Genomic DNA, 26,007 nt, shown 5'->3' on the forward strand with positions numbered 1-26,007 from the left:
TTTATTATTTATTTTAATCAATTGAAAGAATTATTAAAAAGCCGAGAGAATTACTCTCGGCTTTCAACTAACTCAACTTAATTTAACTTAGTAACCAGGGTTTTGATATGTTGCTTTTTCGGCTGGAGACATTTCCATTCCATCCAGCTGGCCTTGAGGTATTGGTCTCAGATAATGATAAGCATCAATAGTTCTGGTAACCTTTTCCGGCGTATGCTGTCCATAATTGGATCCTCCTATAGAATATTCTCCGGCAAGCTCATTCCATTTTTGTGTTCTCACCAAATCGTACCAGCGGTATCCCTCACCAAAAAGTTCGCGAGAACGTTCGGCAAGTATGTAATTTATGTCAATAACTGCAGGAGTTGCAGCGGTCATCGCTGCACTGTTATCTAGCACTTTGGCTGTGTTTCCATTATTATCCCAGCGCCATTTACCAGCTCTTGCTCTAATAACATTTATAAGCGTTCTTGCACTTAGAGTTCCTGTTGCACCTTTTACTGCCGCTTCTGCCGCAACAAAGTAAAGTTCAGAAAATTTTGCTACTGGAAATGGTCTCGTACTTGCTGCATTTGGCTGTCCTAATCCTCCAGCGTTATCTGTACGATATGGCCCCAATTTCCAAAAACCAGGATAAACAATTCTGCTTATTCCATTTGGAGAAATTACATAATCAGCTCTCCCTGGCAGTACTCCGGCACCAACACCGCTGTCTCCCTGTCCAGAAGGATAAGCTATAGGCGATGTTGGTTCTTCATTTAAGAAGGTTAAAACGGCATCTCCAGGTTTTATAGTTAGTCCATTTGCATTTGTTAAAGTTGCAACATTTGTTAAGCCTGTTCCTTGTAAATTCCAATTCCCGCGAAATACGGCTGCAAAGGTTCCGTCGTATCTGGAATCATTAGTTTTATCTGCAAAGGTTTTTGTAAAAACTTCAATAGGCGGTACCATTCTTGTCCATGGACGTCCTAAAAATTGATTCGCTTCACGCTGTACAGATGAAACTGCGGCACTTCCATTCTTACTTCTAATAGCAGTATAATTCCAAGTCACCATCCATCCTGCAAAGTTATCTGGAGCACCGCCGTTTCCATAAGTTAAACTCGATCCATTGTAATATTCACTATCCTGCGTACGATCTGCATAAAGCATTACTTCCTTATTTCGATCATTTGAACCTGTATTTACATCATAAAAAGATTCTAATAATCCATAAGGTCCTGGGTTATTAATTCCTTGTAATGCTAAATCATAAGCTTGCTGAAAATACCACTGAGCATTATGACCATCAGGATCGGTTCTAGGAGCATCTGGATAAGTAGGTATATTGTTTGGATTTTCTAACCACCAAGCATATGTTAAATAAGCTTTGGCCAAAATTAAACGAGCCAGCGTTTTTGTTGCAGTACCTGTTAATCTAGGAGCATCAGGTAATTCATTTACTGCTGCTGTTAAATCTGGAAAAACTGCTTTTGTATATACTTCTGGAACTGTATTACGTTTTGAGCTTCTTGAAGGTTTGCTGTTAAATTTTAACTCTCCTGCTCCTAAATCCAATGGCACACCTCCAAATGTCTGTACCAATAAAAAATAATCAAAACCTCTAAAAAATTTTGATTCGGCAATAAGATTAGGCGCAATACCAACTGCAGCCCCGTTTTCAATAATACCGCTTGCTGTATTAATATCATAATAGGAATTGTTCCACAAAACATCTGAACGGCTTGAATTTGGATTTATAATTCCTACGCCAGACAAATCATGATCTTTAAAATTACCGTCGGCACTCTGTGCATAAGTAGCTTCATCTGTCCCTGTCTGACATGCATTGTAAAAGTAAGCTTGTCCGTAAATCCATCGCAAATGGGCATAATGGGATGTCAGTCCTTGTATAACGCCCTGTTCTGTTTTAAAATAATTTGGTTCATAAAAATCATGCGGCTTTTCTTCCAATATATCAGAACAGCCTGATAAGGATAGTACTACTGCAGCTCCTATAATTAAGTTTTTTATAATATAGCGTTTCATGTGAATGTATGATTAAAAGGTTAAATTGAGTCCAAATAAATAATTTCTAGTCGTAGGAGTATTAGTACCAATAACCAAAAATCTTCTCTGGTAGGAAGCTACAGCCTGATTTTCGTCTCCAAATGAATTGGTCTCTGGATCCATTCCCGATTTGTCATGATAGGGAGAGAAAAGCACAAACGGATTTTGTGCAGTAAAATAAAGTCTCAAATTATCAATCCCTAAATTTCTTATAAAATCTTTATCTAAAGTATATCCTAATGTCAACGCTCTGATTTTTATATAAGATGCATCAAAATAACCCATTGTTGATATATACTTCGGATTATCACCGCTTCTAATACCTCTCGGATTAGGGAACTCCGCATCTCTATTATCTGGAGTCCAATAATCAACATCGACATTACTTCTTCTTCCATTCAATAAATTAAGATAACTGGCACCTCCGTAAAGTGTACTAATTAAGACACCTCCACTTTTAAATGCACCTACTGCAGAAAAATCAAAACCTTTATAAGTTAAATTAGTATTAAATCCACCCTGAAAATCTGGATCAGTTTCAATAATCTGTCTATCACTAGCATTGATTGCACGTGTTGGCGAACCATCTGCGTTATACTCTCCCGTATATTTTACTTTTATTGACCCAACAACTGTTCCCTGCTGGTTAATGCCTGTAGGTCCTGGTTCCAAAATAGACATATAAGGATCTCCTTCCTGCCAGATTCCTGTCTTTTCATAGTCATAAATAGAATTAATATTATAACCAACAAACCAATTGTTACCTTCGTCACGACTTGCTCCCGAAGCTAAGGCTACCAGCTTATTTTCATTTTTATAAAAGTTAACCCCTACTGTCCAGCTCAATCCGTTAGGATTGTCAAGAATAACACCGTTTAAAGAAATTTCATAACCTTTATTCTCGGTCTCTCCCACATTTGCCACATAACCGCTGACACCAGAGGTAGCCGGCAGTCCAACTCTTTGCAATAAATCTTTTGTATTTGTTTTGTAGTACTCAATTGTACCTGATAAGCGATTATTAAAAAACCCAAAATCCAAACCATAATTCCATGTTGTAGAAAACTCCCAGCCTAAATTTGGATTTGGAAGCTCTGTCACATATACACCAGTTGAGTTCGTATTTCCAAAATTGTAAGGTCTGGTACTCAACGCTCCTAATGTAGCATAAGGAGCAACTGCTTGATTTGAGGTTTCACCATAACCAGCACGTAATTTTAATAAATTAATTTTTTTGCTGTCTTTTAAAAATGATTCATTTGAAATAGTCCATCCAGCAGAAACAGCAGGATAAGTCACCCATTTATTACCCGGCGAAAGCCTTGAAGAACCATCAGAACGAACTGTTCCAGATATAAAATAACGGTTGTCATAAGAATACATTAACCTAGCCATATAAGAAGTTAATCCCCATTGCGTATAATCCTGATCTGCAGGATTTATAACTGCTTCTTCTTCACTCTGTCCTAAATTATAGAATTGAAATGCATCAGAAGTAATTCCATTTCTGGTTACTCTAGAACTATTTCCAGTATATTGCTCATTTGAATACAGCCCCACAAAATTTACAGTATGTTTTTGAGCAAAAGTTTTATCATACGTAATCAAATTTTCAAGAAGCCATTGTGTTGACCATGCGTTGCTGATAGCTGCATTTGATAAAGTCGCTGGATTTACATCAAACACACCTTGTCCTTCATAGTAACCTGAATTGGATGTACGTAAATTCAATCCCGTATTAAGTCTATATTTTAGTCCCTCTATCCCCGGAATTTTAACTTCTGCAAATATGTTATTGTAGGAACTAAAAGCTCTTGTCAGATTAACATACGAATCTCCAAGATTTTCTATGGATTTTCTGGTATAAACCCATTGATCATCAGCCGCCATACTGACTGTTCTTTTTAAAGTTCCATCAGGATTATATGGATCTGCGAGAGGCGAGGTTGCTAAAATATTTCCAGTCCCAATATTATCTCCTCTCGAAGCTGTGTAGTTACTGTTTGTATTAAACCCAATGCGGATTGATCTATTTATCTGCTGATCAAGTCCTGCTCTAAGACTGAAGCGCTCATAACTTTGACCAGGTAAAACCGATTCCTCTTTATAATATCCTAAACCAGCATTATAAGCTCCTGTTTCGGTCCCTCCTGAAACGCTTACATCATGGCTGATCATTTCTCCCGAACCGTATAGTAAATTCTGCCAGTCCGTGTTTACATTTCTTGACTCGCCGACACCATCCACATATAAACCTGAGTAGTCACGAAGGGCTGCAAATTTTGATGCATCCATCATAGGATACTTTGAAAAAACCTGTTTGATTCCACTAAAACCATTATATGTAAAGGTGGCTTTCTGATTTTTTTTCCCTTTTAAAGTAGTAACTAAGATTACACCATTAGCTCCACGAGAACCGTAGATAGCTGTAGCGGAGGCATCTTTCAAAATATCTACCGACTTAATATCAGCAGGATTAATATCTCCTATCGAACCTGCAAAAGGAACGCCGTCTAGTACCACTAAAGGATCATTACTTCCTGTAAGTGATCTTGTTCCGCGTATTCTTATCTGCATAGCAGCACCAGGTTTTGAGGAAGTCTGTGTCATTTCGACCCCGGGAAGTCTCCCTTGTAAAGCCTGCGTAATATTAGCAGCGGGCACTTCATTTAATTCTTTTCCACTTAGTGAAGCAACTGATCCTGTAACAGCCTCTTTAATTTGGGTTCCATATCCAATTACTACCACTTCTTTCAAATTATTTGAGTCTTCTTCTAAAACCACATTGATTTTAGTTTGTCCATTAACAGCAACTTCCTTGCTTTTGAAACCTATAAAACTAAAAACAAGGACACCATTTGAAGGAGCATTTATGCTATAGTTCCCATCGAAACTGGTGCTTACTCCTGTTTTTGTTCCTTTTAAATTGACGTTCACTCCAGGAATTGGACCATTTGCATCTGAAATTTGTCCTGTAACTGTTAATTGCGCCTTCACTTGGATGGAGAGCAAAAACAGCAGGATCAAAAAACCGAAGCCTTTTAAGTGCTTCGATTTACTTGTAATAAAAAAATTAGTCATAAAAATGGATTTAATTATTAAAATTGGTTTTTGTTAGTAAGCTTTCTTTTATACACTTTAAAGTCAAAAATGTGGATTTTTATAAGTGTACATACCACAAATATAAAAAAATATATTTCAAACACAATCGGTTGTGTAGTTTTTAATTATAAATTATAAAAAAAATAGCTTTAAAAAAAACAGTTATCACACAATTAAACCAAAAAAAATAACAATATAATAAATTTCACTACAACGTTGTAGTGAAATTTGCTAAAAATATTATGTTTAGTCGATAATCTTAAAGAAAACATAAAAAAGACAAAATTGGATATTTTATTTTATAAGTTTTTAAATTTCCACAGTTTCAATCAGTCGTAAATCAGAAGAGAGTACTAGATTCCCAGTAAAATCGTACATTTAAAATAAATTACTGAAAATCTAACAGTTAAATATCAAAATTTTATTTTTAACAATCGATTGTTCAAAAAAAAACTTTTAATAAGGAGTGAAAAGAGTTATAAAATAGAATTAAATAATAAGTAGTAGTGAAAATAGTATTAAAACATTTTAAGTCAATGTTCTACATTATATTAGAATAAAAATTTAAAGATATCACTCCGAAAATATTAATTGCTTTTAGAGTTATAACGTTCTTAGGCTATCAACAACATTAAAACATAAAAATTCAAATCTATTTACGATAACCTTTTTACAATTAAAATCAATAAATATCAAAATGGCAGTACTTGGTTTTTTATTACTATAGAAGTTTCCCTTAAAATATAAAATTACAAAGTAGCACGTTTTTATAAAAACCTTTTTAAAAATTAAAATTAAATTTTGCATTCCAAAATATTTCATCCTTTGGTACAGTTAAAATATAAAACTCAGCAGCTCTGTTTGACATTCCCCGCTCTTTTTCATCTAATCCCCGCACCAATTTTCTCTGCAAAATCTTTCTTCTAAAATTAGTTTTATTGATTGTCACACCTAATATTTCCTCATACAAATTAAAAACCTGAAGTAAAGTAAATTTTTCAGGCAGAAGATTAAAACCTACTGCACTACAGCAGATATTCTTTTTTAGTTCTATCATACTAAAGTCTAAAATCATCTTATATTTCTCTTCTAGGCAGGTTGTGTTACGAACATCAATCCACATTATATCTGAATTTGACTCTTGATCGTCCATAGCTTTTTTACAAACCATTGCATAATATCCAATTGAAATCTTTTCCTTAGATGATAATGCTGTATTATAATCAAAGGCTTTTAACTGGTCTAGAAAGAAATTATCTTCAGAAATATATTTTTTTAAAACTTTTTGTGCAGTTGTACCTATCGTGTCGCCCTGTTCCATAGTACAATTAGGCAGTCTCCACTCAACATTTCCGAAATCATTTTCTTTTTTGACTAGTAAAACTTTTAGGCTTTTCTCTTCAAATCGAAATACAACACAGTCAATTTCTATCTTGCTTTCATAATACGAATTGCAGAATTTTCCCTTTTCTGATTCTTCTTTTCTCATAGAAAATAAATTAAAACATCTCTTAATTACAACTGAACCATCTTCTAAATGATTTCTATTTTTATATTACACAAAAATCATGTATACGTATTTGAAATAGAATAATTATCAATTTATTTATTAAAAAAATACATTATTAAAAATTAAAACACAAAACAATCGGTTGTGCTAAAGTACAAAGAATTTTGATTTAAAAAAACAATGGGTTTATTTTTTAGTTTTACTCTTAAAATAAGAGGTGTAAAATTGCCGTTAGATTTGAGTGAACACAAAAAAACTGCTGTTACATATAATGCAGCAGCAGTTTTCTTTAAAGTAAAAGAATTATATTTTTTTTGAAGATTCTCGAATAAGCACCTCTGTATTAAGAAACGTTATTTCTTTTGCTTCCTCCTCTTTAGCAGATTTTATAGTATCAATAACAATATTAGCCGCCGCTTTTCCCATTTTCTCCGCAGGATGTGTTATAGTAGAAATATTAGGTTCTATAATCTCTGAAATAGGATCATTATTAAAACCAATTACAGCAAAATCCTGCGGTACTTTAATCCCTCTCTTTTTTGCTGTTTGTACAGCACTTACTGCAAGAATGTCTCCTGGAGCAAAAAGTCCATCAGGTGGAGGTTTCAAACCAAAAAGTTTGTTAGAAGCCTTAACTCCCTCATCGTACGTCATTGCTTTCAGATTTATAATAAACTCTTCTTTCAATGGCAGTCCATGCTCTGCCAAAGCATCCATATAACCTCTTTTTCTTTCATTATAAAGATTGCCAAATTCTGCGCTCGTAGTCATATGCGCTATTCTTTTGCATCCTTGATCAATAAGATGTTTTGTTGCTTTATAACCTGCTGTGTAATTATCAATTACAACCCTAAAAGTATTGTAACCCTTTGGAACACGATCAACAAATACTAGCGGAATATTATTATTTGAAAACTGCTCAAAGTGAGAAGTATCTTTTGTCTCCATTGCCAAAGAACAAATGACACCGCTGACTCTGCTGCTATAAAGCGATTTGGCCATGTTAACTTCCTCTTCATGGGAATCATGCGACTGCATAATAATAACGGAGTAATCAGATTTTCTGGCAGTTACTTCAATACCACTAATTAATGATGATAAAAAAGGCTGGGTAATCGTTGGAATTAAAACACCAATGGTTTTAGATTTATTACCTCTTAATCCTGCCGCCAGCGTATTTGGAACAAAACCCATTTCCTCGGCTGTCTTTTTTACCTTCTTAATAGTCTTATCACTGATACTATGATGGTCTTTTAAAGCGCGTGAAATCGTAGATGTGGCGAGATTGAGTCTTTCCGCAATATCATAAATCGTTACATGTCTATGTTCTTCCATTACTATATAATTAGTCGTAAATATATACATAATTTAAGAACAAAAGAACAGTACAACTAGGGATAGCATTTCTTTTTTTCTTTAAAAAATTAATTCACTCACAATATAAATGTCGATATTTATCATAAAAAAAAAGCAATAAAACATTATAATGTGTTTTTTTTGGATTAAAAATTTTAAGTTAAAGTAATTTTTCTTTTCTTTACGCAATCGGTTGTATTTGTTTTTAAATAAAATTTTGACCACTAACATTCCTTGATATTATTAAAAAAGTACTCTTATGAAAATAAAAAATATCAAATATCACATTCTGATACTGCTCTCTTTTTGGTGTTCGGCACAAAACAAAATAGCAAAATTTCCATTTCAGAATACCGATCTCACTTTTGAAGAGCGAGTGGAAAACTTAGTAAGCCAGCTAACTTTAGAAGAAAAAGTAGCACAAATGTTAAATGCTGCTCCTGCAATACCTCGACTGGGAATTCCTGCTTATGACTGGTGGAACGAAACGCTGCATGGTGTCGCAAGAACCCCTTTTAAAACGACTGTCTTTCCACAGGCTATAGCAATGGCTGCAACTTTTGATAAAAATTCTCTTTTTAAAATGGCTGATTATTCTGCTCTTGAAGGCAGGGCAATCTACAATAAGGCGGTTGAACTTAATAGAACCAACGAACGCTACTTGGGACTGACTTACTGGACTCCAAACATTAATATTTTCAGGGACCCTCGCTGGGGACGCGGACAGGAAACGTATGGCGAAGATCCTTACTTAACGGCTGTTTTGGGCGATTCTTTTGTAAAAGGCCTGCAGGGAGATGATCCAAAATACCTAAAAGCGGCGGCTTGCGCAAAACATTATGCCGTACACAGCGGCCCGGAATCTTTGAGACATACTTTTGATGTTGACGTAACACCATATGAACTTTGGGACACTTATCTTCCCGCCTTTAGAAAATTAATAACAGAATCTAAAGTAGCTGGAGTTATGTGTGCCTACAATGCTTTTAGAACGCAGCCTTGTTGTGCTAGTGATATTTTAATGAATGATATTTTAAGAAAAGAATGGAAATTTGACGGTTATGTTACCTCAGACTGCTGGGCGATTGATGATTTTTTTAAGAATCACAAAACACATCCTGATGCCGCATCGGCGGCAGCGGACGCTGTGCTGCATGGAACGGATATTGACTGTGGAACAGATGCTTATAAAGCACTCGTACAAGCGGTTAAAAATGGTCAAATAAGCGAAAAACAGATCGATATTTCTGTAAAACGCCTTTTTATGATCCGCTTCAGACTTGGAATGTTTGATCCTGTCTCAATGGTTAAATATGCTCAGACTCCATCTTCCGTTTTAGAAAGTGAGGAGCATCAAAAGCATGCTTTAAAAATGGCTAGACAATCGATCGTGATGCTTAAAAATGAAAACAACATTCTTCCGCTAAGCAAAAAACTGAAGAAGATTGTAGTGCTGGGCCCTAACGCCGATAATGCTATTTCTATATTAGGAAATTATAATGGTACTCCATCTAAACTTACCACTGTTTTACAAGGTATAAAAGAAAAAGTGAGCCCTGATACAGAGGTGATTTATGAGAAAGCCATCAACTTTACAAATGATACATTATTAGTCTATAGAGATCTAAAAAAACACTATTCTTATGAAGGAAAACAAGGATTTAAGGCAGAATATTTCAACAATATAAGTCTTTCAGGAAAACCTGAAGCAATTAGAAGCGAGTCGGAAATAAATAATTTCTGGCAGGAAGGAGAAGTTGTTATTAAAAATATTAAAGCAAATCACTTCTCTGCCCGTTACACTACAAACTATACAGCAGATCAGGATGGTTCTGTTACTTTTGAACTTAAAGCAGATGACGGTTATCGCTTTCTAATAAATGGAAAAGAAGTTGTAGACGCTTGGAAGAAGAATCGCTGGGGAGAAAAAACTTTTAAACTGGAAACGAAAAAAAATACGGTTTATAAAATAGTACTTGAATATTGGCAGGGAGAAGGAAAAGCAGAAGTATCGCTGCAGACAGGTAATTTTGTAAAAACTAATTTTGCAGATTTAATTGAACGTCATAAAAATGCAGATGCTTTTATTTTTGCCGGCGGTATTTCACCACAGCTCGAAGGAGAAGAAATGCCTGTGGATTTCCCTGGATTTAAAGGAGGAGACCGCACTTCTATCTTACTTCCTGATGTACAGACCAAACTTTTAAAAGCACTTCAATCTTCGGGAAAACCAGTGATTTTTGCCATGATGACGGGAAGCGCAATAGCTATTCCGTGGGAAGCAGAAAATATTCCTGCAATACTTAACATCTGGTATGGCGGACAATCCGCAGGAACTGCGGCAGCCGATGTTATTTTTGGTGATTATAATCCTGCAGGAAGACTGCCTGTTACTTTTTACAAAGGCGACTCAGATTTGCCTTCTTTTGTTGATTATAGTATGGATAATAAAACCTACCGATACTTTAAAGGAACTCCATTATATGGCTTTGGATATGGACTGAGTTATACTTCATTTAAATACAGTGATCTAAAAGCTCCTTCCAAAATAAAAAAAGGGCAGTCAGTTTCCATTTCTGTTAAAGTGACAAATTCTGGAAAAATAGAAGGAGAAGAAGTGACACAGCTGTACGTAATCAATCAGGATTCTACAATAAAGGCACCTCTAAAAAGCCTTAAAGGATTTGAACGATTTAATTTAAAAGCTGGTGAAAGCATCATAATTACTTTCAATCTTTCTCCTGAAGATCTTTCTTATGTTACATCAGAAGGCACTTTAAAACAATATGATGGTAAAATTAAAGTTTCAATTGGAGGATGTCAGCCTGATGAAAAACAACAGATAAAGAATAATACAGCCTCTCAAATTATTCAAATTGAAAAATAACAGTTACTAATATCCTAAATAAATAGAACACTTTTAAAAACTTTCCTTCTCTCCTATTTATAAATCAACATGCATTTCATTTTTACTGATTTACCAGGTTAATACTAACATGGGAGCTTAAAAAAAAACTAAAAGAATGAACAAGACAATAGACCAAAGACCAAAACTACTCTTTTAAGTTGACTTCTTTTTTTTCTCCATCCTTATCTATCGTTATGCGCTTTTCAATATTTGCCTTATCGACATAAGACTGTCTTGCTGTGCCGTAATTTGTTGTAGAACCGGTATAGCCCCAATAGTTATAATAATTTGTATAGCCAGATACATAAGAGTAATTATAAGAGTTAGAAAAATCAAAACTGGCCATTACCACATAGGTACCCGGCATTAGATCTGCGAACTCAAAATGTCCTTCATCATCATAGACTTTCGCTTTTTTGATGGAATATCCAAAATCACGGTCCAAAGGCACTTCTGGCATTTTATTCTGTTTACGGATTTTTTTGTTGACTTCGACCCATTCGTCATAATAGGCAGAACTTGGAAAAAGTGTAATCTCTGTGCCCTTTGGCGCAAATTGTTTCTTAGCGACATTGACCAATCCACCTAATTTCTTACCAGAATTTGATTTTGCATAAGCTGTACCGATAATCACACTATTTCCTTTAGAAATCTGTCTGGCCACCTGATCTTTGTCGAATTTGTTTTTAATAGGCTGATAATCCAATTCCTCGTTGGTTGTAATTTCCCACATTCCTTTACCCATAGACATTTCGCGCTGCCAAAGACGATGGTCTTTTTTGTCTATAATATAATTATAAATGGCATTTGAAGTTTCTTCTAAAACCGTAACCAGCCACGCATCGTGCTTACCCGTTCTCGGAGAGTTGTAAACAAAACTTTTGACTTCCTTGATTGTGTAGTATTCTACAAATACACCCGAATCATCGTTATAGTAAAACTGAGGAAAACGCGCTTTATAGCCTACATCTAATGGCAGTGTTCCAATTAGATGATCAGTCCAAACCCAGTCAAAAAATACCTCTTTAGGATGCAGATTCAGTTTTTTATTCTTTTTGGTTTTCTTAGAATAATAATTTCCTGTAATACTCTCACCAAAGTTGAGATCTACTTTTGTTTCTTTAGCATCACTAATGTAAGTGATCGGTTTAAGAGTTTGAGCATCTGCTACACTGGTACGGACTGTACTAAATGAATTGTCTTTTGGAGTGTACGAATTGGTTAAACTCAATTGATTGTTCGTTAAAACAATATCATAAGTTACCAATCCCTGCTTTACCCAGCTTGTGTCTTTAACATAATATACGGTAAAAAGGGATTTTTGAGGCTTTATGTATTTGGTGTTGACAGACTTATTGCCGGGCTCAACCATCTTTTGAGAAAATGCAGTAAGTGAAAGGAGACTGAATGTTAAAATAAGTGCATATAATTTCATACAAGTAAACTATAATTAATGGAGAATAAATTGGTTTTGTTTGTTCAGTTTAGTAACCAAATTAATATAAAAGTTTTTATTTTCTTTGGGAAAAGTAGGTTTTCCAGACTTCAATTTACAGAACACTTACTTATGGATTAATTATATCTAAATAAGGAAGATTAAAAGTACCTTCTGTAATTTCTATTGCTACGCCTGAATCTAAATTTCGAACTTTTCCAGAAAATGTACCTTTGATACCACTTTTACTTATAGATTCAATTTTTACTGTAAAAATATCATCTGCTGTTCGTGTGCTGTAAAGAATAGTTCCGTCTTTTGTTTGAACAGCATATCGTGCAACCATTTCTTGATCTGTAGGTGTCGAATAAGTACCCGCAGTAATATCACCTCCCTGTTTCCATATTTCAAAATCTAATGATGGCGGTGCCAGCTCACCAGCTTTAGAGAAAGGAGCTTCATATCCTCCAATTACAATTTGTTCAAAACGATTATCGTTACCGCCGCCTTGAAAGTTTACGGTATAAAAGTCTATTTTTCGACCATCAAGAGTGGCTTTAAAATAATAGTCAGATTCTGCTTTATCCGATCCGCCTTCATCACTTGAACAAGCAGAAAATAGTACCGCTAAAATTGATACATACAAAATGTGTTTTACAAAAACTGCTGTTTTATTTTTTAAAAATGCTGCTTTCTTTACTAAAAAAGCATTTATACTGTTATCTATCATTATCTCTTTTTTTGATTGATAACAAAATTAATAAGGGCAGATACGAAAAACAATACCTGATTTCATGGTTATTTTATGATAATAAATAGTATAAGTTTATACTCAGTTTGAGTATTTGATTTTAAAATAACTAACTTTTAAAATGCAGGAATACTTTTAAAATTAATTTAATTTTGGATTACCAAATAAAAAAATACTTGTTTCAAAAAATAAATTTAGAAAGTAAAATGTCTTACAGGGCCTTTGTTATCTCAACTCAGCAATATATCTTCAAACTATTTATAGGATTGAAAAAACTCATAAGCTCTTGTCTCCGCATAGGAATAAGTTGAATTTCGAAGCGGAAAAGCGCAGTGTCCTCCATACTTGGGAGTTTCAAGATACACGTATGCACTATCTTGGGCTATAGCTCTCGGATAACATCTTTCTCCTAAAAAAGGATCATCCAGAGAATTAATAATTAAAACTGGAGTTGTAATATTTTTAAGGGAAAATTCTGGAGAGACCTGCTGGTAGTAATCGTCGCGACTCGCAAAGCCATGAAGCGGTGCTGTAAAATAATGATCTACTTCGTCAAAAGAAGTAATGCCGTCTATTTGATCACTGTTAATAAAATCAGGAAACTGCGCCGCTTTGTATTTCAGTTTTCGTTTGATATCAATTGTAAAATTCTTTAAATAGACTCTGTTAAAACCTTGTTTCAATACGGCTGCACTTGTTGCAATATGAGTAGGCACCGAAATAGATACACCGGCTTTAATGCGTTCATCCAGTTTTGTCCATCCAAAATAATTCAAGAGCTGCACGCCGCCCATTGAATATCCAATTAAATAAACTTCTTCAAATCCTTTTTTTAAAACAAACTGAACCACTTCGTCCAGATCATCAACTGCACCGTGATGATACAATCTCGGAAGTCGGTTCATTTCTCCTCCGCAAGTGCGATTATTCCATGCGAAAACTGAAAAATCCTGCTGCTGAAAATATGCTGCACAGCTATTGTTATAAGTTCTGCGGGAATCACCTTCTAAACCATGACATAAAATCACTGCTTTTTTAGGATCATTTATAATAAAATCGATATTGATAAAATCTCCGTCATTCAGTTCCAGTTTTTCTCTTGTATAGCCGGGAACTTCGAACTTTTTAAATAAAGCAGCATAAATAGTAGAAATATGCCTGTTCCTATGCATAATCGAAGGGAAGTTATATTCTGATTGTTCAATTACTGGCATGATTAGAAAGTTTTTGGTGCTTTATACAAATTTAACAAATCAATCAATATGTAATTTAAAACTGTCATTTTTTATTTCATTTTTATGAATGTACGCTATAAATTGATCCATTTTTATTAAAACTCGAAACTCCTTGCAAATTATCGCGGAAACTCTTTATTTTAAAATTAAAGCATTCCCTTTAAGGTTCTGCAGCTGCCATTGGTCTAAATTTTAAATCACGCGGTAAAAAATTTTGCTTAATTTATAATGCCATAAAGTTTACAGTATCTTTAGGTTAGTCTTAATTCTTTTCAAAAATTATAACATATGCAGTCTCGTAGAAAATTTATAAAAAATGCCGGGCTATTTTCAGCAGGATTATTTGCCATTCAAACCGATGCGTTTGGATTTGATTCGAATCTATTTGAATTTCCTTTAAAAGATTTTATAACCAAGAGGCCTCCGCTTGAACAGCGAAAGTTTACCAGTAAAGCTGTTGAAGCTGCAATTGTAAAAATCAAAAAACAAATCGCAAATCCAGAATTGGCATGGCTGTTCGAGAACTGTTTTCCAAATACATTAGATACGACAGTAGAATTTGAGATCATAAACGGCAAACCTGATACATACGTTATTACTGGAGATATAGATGCGATGTGGCTTCGAGACAGTACAGCGCAGATCTGGCCTTACATTCCTTTTGTGAAAGAAGATTCTAAACTTGCCGAATTGATAAAAGGCGTAATAAACCGTCAGACAAAATGTATATTACTGGATCCGTATGCAAATGCATTTTATAAGGACTTCAATAAAGAAAGTGAATGGAAAAATGATATAACGGAAATGAAACCTGGAATTCATGAACGAAAATGGGAAATCGACAGTTTATGCTATCCGGTGCGATTAGCTCATGGCTACTGGAAAGAAACAGGAGATATTTCTATGTTTGATGAACAATGGAAAAACGCCATGAAGCTGATTCTAAAAACGTTTAAAGAGCAGCAAAGAATGGATGGAAAAGGCGGACCATACAGCTTTCAGCGTCAGACTGCATGGGCTACCGACGGAGTTCCGTTAGCTGGCTATGGATACCCTGTAAAACCATGCGGCTTAATTGTTTCCACTTTCAGGCCAAGTGACGATTCTACTTTATTTGGTTATTTGATTCCGAGCAATATGTTTGCCATCGAAATATTAGGTTATTTGATTGAAATATTTTCTCTCCCAGCTTTAAAAGATAATGATTTGGTTCGTCAAGCCACAGAACTTAAAGAACAGGTTCAAAATGGATTGAAAGAACATGGAATTATTGATCATCCTAAATTTGGAAAAATTATAGCTTTTGAAGTTAATGGATACGGAAGTTTTCATATGATGGACGATGCTAATGTTCCTTCTTTATTGTCTCTGCCTTACTTGGGTGCGATTGCTCCTAACGATCCTTTGTATCTTAATACAAGAAAACTGGTATTATCAGAAAATAATCCGTTTTTCTATAAAGGCGCAGCCGGAGAAGGCGTTGGAGGGCCACATACAGGTGTAGACACTATCTGGCCCATGAGTATTGTATTGAGAGCGATTACCAGTATAGATGAAAATGAAATCAAGAAATGTATCAGCACTTTGATTAAAACCAATGCCGATACGGGATTCATCCATGAATCATTTCATAAAGATGATGTAACCAAATTTACCCGAAAATGGTTTGCGTGGGCCAATACATTATTTGGTGAAATGATTGTGCATACAAGTACTAATTACCCTCATATTCTGAAAGATAAAAACTTATAATCTTCCAAATTTAAGACTGCTAAAAACAAAAAAACGGAACAAAATTACTTTTGTTCCGTTTTTTTTTAATTCGTACTTTTTCAGTTAGTTTTCATAAGACAACTTAAAAGTATTCTTCTAGTATGTCTATTTGACATCAAACCAAAGTTTGGTAGTAAGCAAGTCTTTTCCTTGAACAGCTATTGCCGCTTGGTAGCTGGTTCCATTTAATGACTGCTCTGTTCCCGGATAGAAGAAACGCGAAGGAATCTGTCCATCTAAAACTGTAGCAGGACCAGCAGTCAAAACTGGATAGTCCAATCTTCTCCACTCTGTAAAAGCATCAAGACCTTGTCCGAAAAAGGCAATCCATTTTTGTGTACCAATTGATTTAGCATAATTTGACGGATCGTATTTCACTGAAGCCTGATTTAAATAATTAGAAATAACCGCCGCATCTGTAATCCCAAATTGATTGAAAGATGCCGTAATTGCATTTTTATATAACTGTTCTGCATCTCCTGCAATATAACCACGGGCAGCAGCTTCGGCAAGATTAAATAATGTTTCAGAATAAGAAGCAATAACCGCCGGCGATGTTGAAGTCAAGAAATAAGTTCCTGGTTTTGAAGTTTTAGCAAAACCTTGACTATTGGCATCACTGTTTGATAATCCGTTAGCTCCTCCAACATACGTACCTACGCTTGCATCAGACGGAAGCTGCGCATAAACGGGTAAACGCGGATCGGAAAACTCCTTTAATTTATCAACCATTGTTTTCGAGATACGATAATCGTCACGAGTTTCAAACCAGGCTGAAGCTGGATTTTGCTGTGGTGAACTGATATATGTAAACTTAAAAGTGTCATTATTACTGCTTAATACTCCTGCTGTATCAGCTGTAGCTTCAATAGCCGTCTGTTTAGCTAAATCTGGTTCTCTATCCGAAATTCTAAGCGCTATGCGCAGACGAAGTGAATTCACCAGTTTTTTCCATTTAGAAATATCTCCTTTATAAACCAAATCACCTGTAACAGTACCGTTTGATGCATTTAATAAAGTCTGAGCTTGTTTTAAATCTTCTAACAATCCTGTATAAACTTCCTTTTGAGTATTATACGCCGGATTTACTTTTTGACCTGCTTCTTTATAAGGAATACTTCCATAAGCATCTGTCAACAATAAAAATGTCCATGAACGAAGCGTTAATGCAATTCCTTTATAATTTGAATTTGCCTGTGCATCTGGGAAATTTATAATTGTGTTCAAATCTGTAATTAAGGCTGCATATCCCGTATTCCACAAAGAAGTGAAAGAAGTATTCGAAACATCGTATCTATCTGGTTCAGTATATTGGATTTTTGCCCAATGCTGTACAAATAATAAAGACGAGTCAAAGTTGTTTGTGGAACCCCAATATAAATCAGCGCCCTGCTTTAATGTTCCTGTTAACAGATAAGGTGCCAACGGTGTTTCAGTTGCATTTGGATTTTTATTAATATCATCCAGAGTATCACTGCACGAGGTCAATGTCAATGCAAATAGTGTTGTATATAATAGTTTTTTTAGCATGATTTTGTGTTTTTAAAATCTTAAATTAACATTAAGGCTGAAATTTCTGGTAGTTGGCAGAGATAAACTCTCCAAACCTTGAGCATTTCCAGTATTGAAAGCTGTTTCAGGATCAATATTTGGTGCATCTTTGTAAATAAAGAATAGGTTACGACCAACAGCTGTAATACTTGCTCCCTCTAATCCCAGTTTTTTAGCAAATGACTTATTGAAATTATAAGCTAGTTTTATTTCTCTCATTTTTACAAAAGTTGAGCTGTAGATATAAGCTTCACTAATGTTGTATGAAGCTTTGTAATATTCCTGAGCACTAATAACTTGAGTGTTTGGATTTCCATTATCATATACCCCGTTAAAAATCATTCCGTCATCATAAACCGTCGTTCCTGCTGGAGGAGTTCCTGTTACTAAAGTTTTGGTAGTACCATTCAAATAGTAATTTAATCCGCCATTTTCAGCACCACGTCCTGGAAGCGTACTAGCCAATACTCCTGTATAAGTACCTGTTCTATTTGTTCCAGAGAAAATTTCACCTCCTACACTTGCATCAACAAGAAATGATAATTCAAGATTTTTATAAGTCAATGTATTCGTTACACCTGCTAAATAGTCTGGTGTATAATGTCCTAAAACTTTCTTTGTCGGATCGGCTTTTGGTAAACCATTTGCTCCTACTACGATATTTCCGCTGGCGTCACGCAGATAAGCAGTTCCATAAAGTGCTCCGTAAGCCTGCCCTACAGAAGCTAATACATCAACACCTCCAGAAGAACCTATTGTATAGTTTTGAATCTGTTTTGCATAATCCAAAATTTCTACTTTGCTTCTATTTCTAGAATAATTGGCACCAATATTCCATTTGAAGTTTTCAGTTTGAATAGGGCTTCCATCCAATTGAATTTCTATACCATTATTGTTTATTTTACCTGCATTGATTAACTGAGAGTTATAACCACTTGATGCCGTTGTTTTAATCTCCAAAATCTGATCGAAACTATTTGTATTATAGTAAGCAACATCAAAATGCAGTCTGTTTTTCCAGAACGAAGCTTCCAAACCTACTTCGGTTGAGCGTGTTGTTTCAGGTTTCAAGTTCTCATTTAATTTCTTTTGTGATGAGGTTTGAATTGGATTTCCATCAAATGCTGTTTGGAAATTATAAACCGTTGCCAATTGATAAGGATCTGCATCATTTCCAACTTCAGACCATCCTCCGCGTAATTTTAAGAAATCAAGCGTATTGCTTTTAAGCTTAAATGCTTCAGATAAAATGAAACTTCCATTAACAGAAGGATAGAAATAAGAACGGTTACTGCTTGGCAATGTAGATGACCAGTCATTACGAGCTGTAAGGTTTAAATATGCATAATTTTTATATCCTAATTGTGCAGAAGCATAAGCACTGTAAACTCTCAATCTTGACAAATAATTTGAAGAAGTCAATGGATCTCTAGAATTCGTTAGTGTATACAAATCTGGAACAGCCAGACGCGGTGCTTTTTGATAGTTGTTTGCGTCACTGTGGTTACGGATATTGAATCCAGCAAGAGCATCTAAACTAAAATCATCATTTAGATTTTTAGTATAAGTAAAAATACCTTCTGTATTTTGCTCGTTTACAGTGTAAGCATCTTCGGCATAAGATCCGAAAGGTGTTCCATTTGTACCATATTTAATGGTGTACTTTCTACGATCATTATAATAATCAACTCCTGTACGGAATTTAAAATTAAGTCCTTCAGCCAATTTTGCATCCAAATGAATGTCACCAATTATACGGTTACGCTGCTGGCTGGTAGTATTATAATAAGCATTCCAATATGGATTACTGTAGTAGCTGTTGTTCCAGTTCACATCTCTATTGCTTTGCAGCTGATTGATATCGACCTGACGCCCAAACCAAAGGAACTGCAGCATTACACCAGCAGCACGGTTTCCAGACGGACCACCAGGTAAAGCTGGAGCATTAGTTGTAATATAGTTACCAGTTACCCCAACTTTTACATTTTTTGAGATTTGGTAATTCGTGTTGATTGTAAAGTTTGTTTTGTTTACTTCACTATTAGGTACAGTTCCTAATTGTTTTTGGTTATTTACCCCTAAACGGAAATCAGATTTTTCGTCAGATCTGGCAACAGAAATACTATTATCATAAGTAACACCAGTATTAAAGAAGTCTTTTACATTATTAGGATGCGCAACAAAAGGTACCGCCTCGCCATTTGAGAAAAACTGTGGAATAAGACGTCCGTCCATTCTTGGGCCCCAGCTTTCATCAACACCGTCATTTACACCGCCTCCTTTACCATCTACAAAGCTAAATCTTCCGTTAGATCCTTGTCCAAATGTATTTTGAAAACTTGGTAATGTAGCAACTTGAGAAATCGTTATTCCAGAATTTAAAGTAATTCCCAATCCTTTTTGACTTTTTCCAGATTTAGTAGTTATCAAAACAACACCATGCGCCGCACGTGATCCGTAAAGAGCCGCCGCATTAGGTCCTTTTAATACTGTTAAGGTTTCAATATCATTCGGATTTAAATCGGCAATTGCATTTTTAAAGTCACGAGTAGCTCCACCAACACTTCCTAACTGCGAGTTATCTACAGGAACTCCATCTACTACAAATAACGGCTGGTTATTTCCTGCAATAGAAGTTTCTCCACGAATAATAATACGTGAAGATCCCATATCTCCTTGAGAATTGGTAATACGAACTCCCGCTAATTTTCCGCTAAGACTGTTTAAAAAGTTAGTTTCTTTTGTCTCTGCAATATCTTTATTTTTAAGTGCTTGAGTTGTATATCCTAAAGATTTCTTTTCTTTTGAGATACCAAGCGCAGTCACTACAACTTCTGATAATTGATTTTGTTCTTCAGTAAGTTCAATAACCACAGCATTTTTATCGACTACAACTTCTGCTTTTTTATAACCTAAATAACTAACTATTAAAGTATAAGGAAATTTTTGGCCCGTTTGAAAATAAAATTTACCATCAAAATCTGTTTGAACTCCGTGCGTAGTTCCTTTTATATTAATAGAAGCGCCAATAACAGGCTCCTTAGTAACAGCATCTACTACTGTTCCTTCAAGTTTGGACTGAATTAAGGGTTTGGTTTCTTGAGCTTTAACTCCTACGGAAATCAAAAAAACACATAACCAGATATATCTATTTAATTTTTTTTTCATTATTTTATTTTAGTTTAAAAAATAAGGAGATTCCAAAATGAACTTATTCTACTTTCGATTTCCTTATAGAGATGTACAATTTCTTTAAGCTTTGCAATTTCTGCCGTAACAGAAATGTTTTATCTGCAGCACATTCGTTTTTTCATTTCTTTTTTTTTTTTGATTACTATTATTTTTGGCCTATGCAATACTTCAATTCTTCAGGGCTTTTAGATTTTTTTTTCAATCATTTAGAAAGAGTAAATTATTCTAATCTCAATATTTACAATACATTTTTAAACTCTACTAATTTGATAGAACAAAAGTAAATTAAAAATTGAAGTTCCCAAATTTTAATTTAATTTTTTGAAAAAAAAATGTTAACAAAAACGTTTTAGTAATTTCAAATCATTAAAAACAAGTCAGTTAATAGATTTAGGAATTTCCAGCATTCTGTAAGATTTTTTTTAGCTGAAAGAATAAAAATTATAAATAAGTTCTTTAAGATTAAAACCGATTAAACCATCAAAAGCATTTTTTTGCTTATTTTTGTAGAAATACTATCAAATGAAGCGTTCTGGTACAGCTGATCTTCCACTACATTATGGACAAGTTCCATTATGGCTTTCCGAACGAATGGCTAAACTCGGTCTTGCAATTGTCGAAACTATTGCAATGGAATTTTCTACTGCTGAGGTTATAAGCAAGCTGAGTAATCCTTTTTGGTTTCAAAGTTTTGGTGCGGTAATGGGAATGGACTGGCACTCGTCTGGAATTACAACTTCTGTACTTGGAGCGTTAAAAAAATCTGTAAATCCGCATTCAAAAGAATTGGGAATTTATATTTGCGGCGGTAAGGGAAAATATTCCATGTTAACACCACAGGAACTTTTATTTGTAGGCGAAAAAACGGGACTTGATGGTATTAATTTAGCTAACTGCAGCAGACTTACTGCGAAAGTAGACAATACAGCAATTCAGGATGGTTTTCAATTGTATCAGCACAGTTTTATTGTAGATAATAAAGGACAATGGGCTGTTATTCAGCAGGGAATGAACCCTAATTCTCAAACAGCCAGAAGGTACCATTGGCACTCACAGGATTTAAAATCTTTTATAGAAGAACCTCATACTTTTATTTATGGCGAAAATCAAGGCAGTATCTTAAATCTTACTGCTCAGGCGGCCTCAAAATCAAGAGATGGTATTTTAGAATTATGCAAAGAATCTCCAACAAAAATCATGAAAGAAATGCAGTATCTCGCAATGCCGGCGCATCATGATGTTAGAATGGAAGATGTAAATATGAAAAGACTTGGCGCAATGCTTTGGGCAACGCATGAGAATAAACCAGAAGATTTTGAAGAATTATTACTTTTAAAGGGAATGGGACCAAGAGCTTTGCAGTCGTTAGCATTGGTAAGCGAAGTAATATACGGCACTCCTACCCGATTTGAAGATCCTGCCCGTTTTTCATTCGCTCACGGAGGAAAAGACGGACATCCATTTCCTGTGCCTGTAAAAATATACGATGAAACGATTGATACTTTACAGAGAGCTATAAATCGCGCTAAAATTGGTAATTCTGATAAAATGAATGCTATTCAAAAATTGTCTGAAATCTCTAGAAAAGCAGAACAGAATTTTACACCCAATTCTAATTTTGATGCACTGATTCAAAAAGAAAGAAATGAATCGCACTTGTATGGAGGAAAAACCATTTTTGGAGATGCTAAACCTCCTAAAAAGAAACCTATCAATCCAAATAACAATCAGCTTGAATTGTTTTAAGGATTAAAACTGCAAACTTCATAAAAGCATTAAACGAAAAAAACCTCTAGAATCAGATGATCTTAGAGGTTTATAAATTTTAGTCTGAAATATTTCAAATATTACAAATCGTTGAATTCGTGTAAAGATTTTAATGTACCTTCATAAAATAAGATTGCAGCAATAAGATTTCCTTTATCGGAATACGGCATCATTTTTCTTTGAAAATCTACTGTAGTATCTAAGAAAGTTGTAGTACCAACTGCTTGGTTATCTAAAATCTTTTTATGATCACTATCATCTGGAATACCTAAGTCTGACATTGTAACACCTGGTTTAGTAACCAAAGCGATGTAAGGTAAAGTTTTTACTAAAACTTTAATACGTTCAATGTACAATTCCAAAAGTTCTCCTTTTTGCATACCGCTTAATTCTTTTTGATCGTGGTATTTACGGATAATAGCTGTTGTACTGATAATACTTCTTGGGGCATTTTTTGCTTGTGCTGATATAGCACCAGTTGTCAAGAAGAAAAGTAAACTTAATAATAAAGTAATGTTGCTTTTCATTTTTATGTAAATTGGGTTGTTGATTAAAACAAAAATATATAAATTAAGTTAAATTACAAGTTTATTGTTTTCTTTTTTTTTGAAAACTTTAACAATAAGCACTGTAGTAGTCTGTAATTGAGATTATTAATACGACTGAACTATTTTAGGAATATTTGCCATTTCTTCAGCAGGCCTTATTATTCTAAAACGTCCCGGATATTTGATATAAATACTTTTTTTGTTGCCGTAATAATCCATAAACTCCTCACACACAAACACTGCATGAGCTTTTGACCATGCCACAACACCGCAATATTCGCTTCCAGACTCTCTTTTTAATTTTTGAATTTGTTTGCCTACAGAAAAACCTAAATATTTATAAATCGTCGGAGTGTACACCGTACCGTCTTCTAAATCTTCTAAAGCTTTTTCAAAAGTTGCTTCTTTATCAACAATCTGTTTGTATTTTGCCATTACTGCGTAGGTCAAAATAGCATAATCGGTTATTTTTTCTGTGTCGCAATTGTCTTTAATATATACGAATCCTGCAGAAATTTTAGCGGTGTTAATTTCATCATTATTTAAATTAAATGATGCATTATTCTTTAAGGTAATTTTTAGTGAACTATCGTTTATTTTTTCGGTTGTAAAGAGATTATCCAATCCGTAAACGTTTAATGAAGCCTTAATGAAAGCAATGGATGAACAATTGGTGCGTTCTCCTTGTTTAAAGCTTTCGAATATTTTATCTGAACTTAATTGGGAATAAGAATTGGAATAGGCAAAGATTAAAAATAAAAATATCGAAGTGACAGATTTCATTGTTTTTAAATTTTATAATTGTTTCCCAAAGGATGTTTTTGGAAAATAAACATTACAAATCTATAAAAATCGTCGCATAGTTGTTTTGAACTTCTCAATTTTTATCCACAAAATGTAAAAGAAAATCCAATTAATTGAAATATGGCAAATTAAAAAGTCCCAAATAGAATTTGGGACTTTTTACAATTTATTTTTTTTCTTCGTTATTTAACTTATCGTCAAAGTCAGGTTCTTCACCTTTAAACTTCTTAGTATCAACATCATAATTTTCATCATTTGTTAAAACTTCATCATGATCTTTATATTGATGTTTTCTCATATCACTTCGATCGCTTCGATTATCAGAATTACTATTTTTAGTGATATTCTGATTTTGATTATTTGCTTTCATAATTTCTAAGTTTTAATTTTTACTAAATTACTTCACTGCCAGCACTTAACACTTATATAATCATTTTTAAAAGTTATAAAATACCACCATATCATTTGCATCAGGAATCTTTTACTTTAAATTTGCATCTATTAAAGATCAGTGCTAAAAAAGTGAAAGTGAAAAAAAATGAAATAGAAAAAACCAGCTGGACTATTTGCGAAGAATGTCAAGGAAGAGGTAAAAAAAGCCGCAGACTGAGCAAGAAAATCCGACTTGAATATCAAACAGCACTTGATGAGTTTGAAAAATCAAATGGCGAAGGAAGAGCTCCTGTTCGTCCTAAAGCACATCTTTATACCTGTTTAAACTGTAACGGATCTGGATTAACCGTTGCTGAAAGTCATCCTATCGCTGATGCAGAAAATTATCCACAAGTCGCTATTATTGGCGCTGGAATTGGAGGTGTGGCCTTGGCACTAGCCTGTCTGCATCGCGGCATTCCATTTACACTTTACGAGCGTGATCTTAATTTTGCTGCTCGATCTCAAGGCTATGGGCTTACTTTACAGCAGGCAAGCAAAGCCATTGAAGGACTGGGTGTTTTTTCTTTAGAAGATAAAGTAATTTCGACAAGACATTTAGTTCACACCACAGATGGAAAAGTAATTGGAGAATGGGGAATTAGAAAGTGGCTGGAAGCTACAGCAAAAACCACTGTCAAACGCACGAATATGCATATTGCGCGACAATCGCTGCGATTAGCCATGTTGGAACAGCTTGGCGGTCATGATACTGTAAAATGGGGACATCAATTAATTGATTTTAAACCAGGCGAAGATCAAAGCTTAAATCTTAATTTTGATGTAAATGGAGAAATTAAGAGTTTTAAAGCAGATCTTGTTGTTGGAGCCGATGGTATCCGCAGTTCTGTTCGCAAACTCGTGATTGGCGATGCCGCTAGTCCGCTGCGTTATCTGGATTGCATTGTGATACTCGGAATTTGTCCTCTAAAAAATTTAGAAGGTTTTACGAGTTCTCTATTAGATTCTGCTACCGTATTTCAAACTGCAAATGGCAACGAACGAATCTATATGATGCCTTATACTTCTGACTCCATAATGTGGCAGCTCAGTTTTCCGATGTCCGAAAAAGAAGCGAAAGAATTAAGTGCTCAAGGACCGCAGGCATTAAAAGAAGAAGCCTGCAGAAGAACGCAGTGGCACGATCCTATTCCGCAGATTTTGAAGGCTACCGCCGCAGATAAAATTTCTGGATATCCTGTTTATGATCGAGACTTACTTCAAGCAGCATTTCTCAATAATGCGGGTCCAGTAACTTTAATTGGTGATGCGGCGCATCCAATGAGTCCGTTCAAGGGACAAGGTGCCAATCAAGCTTTATTAGATGCACTTACACTGGCTCGAGGCATTTCAAAAAAATGCAAACCATTATCTCAATGGCGAAAAGCTGGAATTAGAGAAAGTGTTTTAAAGGAATTCGAAGCTGAAATGCTGGAACGCAGTGCGGTAAAAGTAAAAGATTCTGCAGATGCCGCTCAATTCCTGCACTCTGAGGTTGTACTTCATGAAGGCGATGAACCAAGAGGACGTTGTTTAAAGAAAAAAGACATTTAAAAAACAATATTTATAAAAAAGACAAAAGCCCATTCCTATT

The 26,007-nt window shown here is 34.7% G+C and carries 16 protein-coding genes; 4 read left to right on the forward strand and 12 right to left on the reverse strand.

Annotated features, from left to right (window positions below):
* Positions 1-87 precede the first annotated feature (87 nt).
* From BSF42_RS01710 to BSF42_RS01730, 4 genes are all read right to left on the reverse strand, one after another.
* Positions 88-2,028 carry a RagB/SusD family nutrient uptake outer membrane protein gene (locus BSF42_RS01710; RefSeq protein ID WP_095951390.1) on the reverse strand — a complete coding sequence of 647 codons (1,941 nt, stop codon included), beginning with the start codon at positions 2,026-2,028 and terminating at the stop codon, positions 88-90.
* 12 nt (positions 2,029-2,040) lie between these two features.
* On the reverse strand, positions 2,041-5,130 hold the full coding sequence (locus BSF42_RS01715; protein ID WP_095951391.1) for a TonB-dependent receptor: 3,090 nt from the start codon (positions 5,128-5,130) through the stop codon (positions 2,041-2,043).
* A gap of 802 nt (positions 5,131-5,932) precedes the next feature.
* The gene (locus tag BSF42_RS01725) at positions 5,933-6,640 is read right to left on the reverse strand and encodes an NUDIX hydrolase (protein WP_095951393.1); all 708 of its coding nucleotides are present in this window, start codon (positions 6,638-6,640) and stop codon (positions 5,933-5,935) included.
* 324 nt (positions 6,641-6,964) lie between these two features.
* Positions 6,965-7,996, reverse strand: a complete 1,032-nt coding sequence (locus tag BSF42_RS01730) for a LacI family DNA-binding transcriptional regulator (RefSeq protein ID WP_095951394.1) — start codon at positions 7,994-7,996, stop codon at positions 6,965-6,967.
* A 280-nt stretch (positions 7,997-8,276) separates the two neighbouring features.
* Here BSF42_RS01730 and BSF42_RS01735 point away from each other — a divergent pair, with 280 nt between their 5' ends.
* The gene (locus BSF42_RS01735) at positions 8,277-10,904 is read left to right on the forward strand and encodes a glycoside hydrolase family 3 protein (protein WP_095951395.1); all 2,628 of its coding nucleotides are present in this window, start codon (positions 8,277-8,279) and stop codon (positions 10,902-10,904) included.
* A gap of 166 nt (positions 10,905-11,070) precedes the next feature.
* Here BSF42_RS01735 and BSF42_RS01740 read toward each other — a convergent pair whose 3' ends face one another.
* From BSF42_RS01740 to BSF42_RS01750, 3 genes are all read right to left on the reverse strand, one after another.
* The gene (locus tag BSF42_RS01740; RefSeq protein WP_095951396.1) at positions 11,071-12,360 is read right to left on the reverse strand and encodes a hypothetical protein; all 1,290 of its coding nucleotides are present in this window, start codon (positions 12,358-12,360) and stop codon (positions 11,071-11,073) included.
* A 130-nt stretch (positions 12,361-12,490) separates the two neighbouring features.
* Positions 12,491-13,090: a hypothetical protein gene (locus tag BSF42_RS01745; protein WP_095951397.1), complete on the reverse strand. Its 600-nt coding sequence runs from the start codon at positions 13,088-13,090 to the stop codon at positions 12,491-12,493.
* 275 nt (positions 13,091-13,365) lie between these two features.
* Positions 13,366-14,325: a YheT family hydrolase gene (locus BSF42_RS01750; protein WP_095951398.1), complete on the reverse strand. Its 960-nt coding sequence runs from the start codon at positions 14,323-14,325 to the stop codon at positions 13,366-13,368.
* A gap of 309 nt (positions 14,326-14,634) precedes the next feature.
* On the opposite strand from BSF42_RS01750, the gene BSF42_RS01755 reads away from it, so the two are divergent.
* Positions 14,635-16,098 carry a glycoside hydrolase family 125 protein gene (locus tag BSF42_RS01755; protein ID WP_095951399.1) on the forward strand — a complete coding sequence of 488 codons (1,464 nt, stop codon included), beginning with the start codon at positions 14,635-14,637 and terminating at the stop codon, positions 16,096-16,098.
* Positions 16,099-16,224: 126 nt separating this feature from the next.
* Here BSF42_RS01755 and BSF42_RS01760 read toward each other — a convergent pair whose 3' ends face one another.
* Both BSF42_RS01760 and BSF42_RS01765 read right to left on the reverse strand, forming a co-directional pair.
* A complete protein-coding gene (locus BSF42_RS01760; protein ID WP_095951400.1) occupies positions 16,225-17,649 on the reverse strand; it encodes a SusD/RagB family nutrient-binding outer membrane lipoprotein in 1,425 nt (474 codons plus the stop codon).
* 12 nt (positions 17,650-17,661) lie between these two features.
* On the reverse strand, positions 17,662-20,838 hold the full coding sequence (locus BSF42_RS01765) for a SusC/RagA family TonB-linked outer membrane protein (protein ID WP_095951401.1): 3,177 nt from the start codon (positions 20,836-20,838) through the stop codon (positions 17,662-17,664).
* A 546-nt stretch (positions 20,839-21,384) separates the two neighbouring features.
* Here BSF42_RS01765 and BSF42_RS01770 point away from each other — a divergent pair.
* A complete protein-coding gene (locus BSF42_RS01770; RefSeq protein WP_095951402.1) occupies positions 21,385-22,608 on the forward strand; it encodes a DUF763 domain-containing protein in 1,224 nt (407 codons plus the stop codon).
* Between the two features lie 101 nt (positions 22,609-22,709).
* On the opposite strand, the gene BSF42_RS01775 is transcribed toward BSF42_RS01770, so the two are convergent.
* From BSF42_RS01775 to BSF42_RS01785, 3 genes are all read right to left on the reverse strand, one after another.
* Complete coding sequence (locus tag BSF42_RS01775; protein ID WP_095951403.1) at positions 22,710-23,156, reverse strand: hypothetical protein; 447 nt, start codon at positions 23,154-23,156, stop codon at positions 22,710-22,712.
* Between the two features lie 126 nt (positions 23,157-23,282).
* The gene (locus BSF42_RS01780) at positions 23,283-23,960 is read right to left on the reverse strand and encodes a hypothetical protein (RefSeq protein ID WP_095951404.1); all 678 of its coding nucleotides are present in this window, start codon (positions 23,958-23,960) and stop codon (positions 23,283-23,285) included.
* A 187-nt stretch (positions 23,961-24,147) separates the two neighbouring features.
* A complete protein-coding gene (locus BSF42_RS01785) occupies positions 24,148-24,351 on the reverse strand; it encodes a hypothetical protein (RefSeq protein WP_095951405.1) in 204 nt (67 codons plus the stop codon).
* A gap of 158 nt (positions 24,352-24,509) precedes the next feature.
* Between BSF42_RS01785 and BSF42_RS01790 the strand changes: the two genes are divergently transcribed.
* Positions 24,510-25,967 carry an NAD(P)/FAD-dependent oxidoreductase gene (locus tag BSF42_RS01790; protein ID WP_095951638.1) on the forward strand — a complete coding sequence of 486 codons (1,458 nt, stop codon included), beginning with the start codon at positions 24,510-24,512 and terminating at the stop codon, positions 25,965-25,967.
* Positions 25,968-26,007: the final 40 nt, after the last annotated feature.

Source organism: Flavobacterium sp. ACN6 (genome assembly GCF_002304005.1).
In the GTDB taxonomy this organism is placed as follows: domain Bacteria; phylum Bacteroidota; class Bacteroidia; order Flavobacteriales; family Flavobacteriaceae; genus Flavobacterium.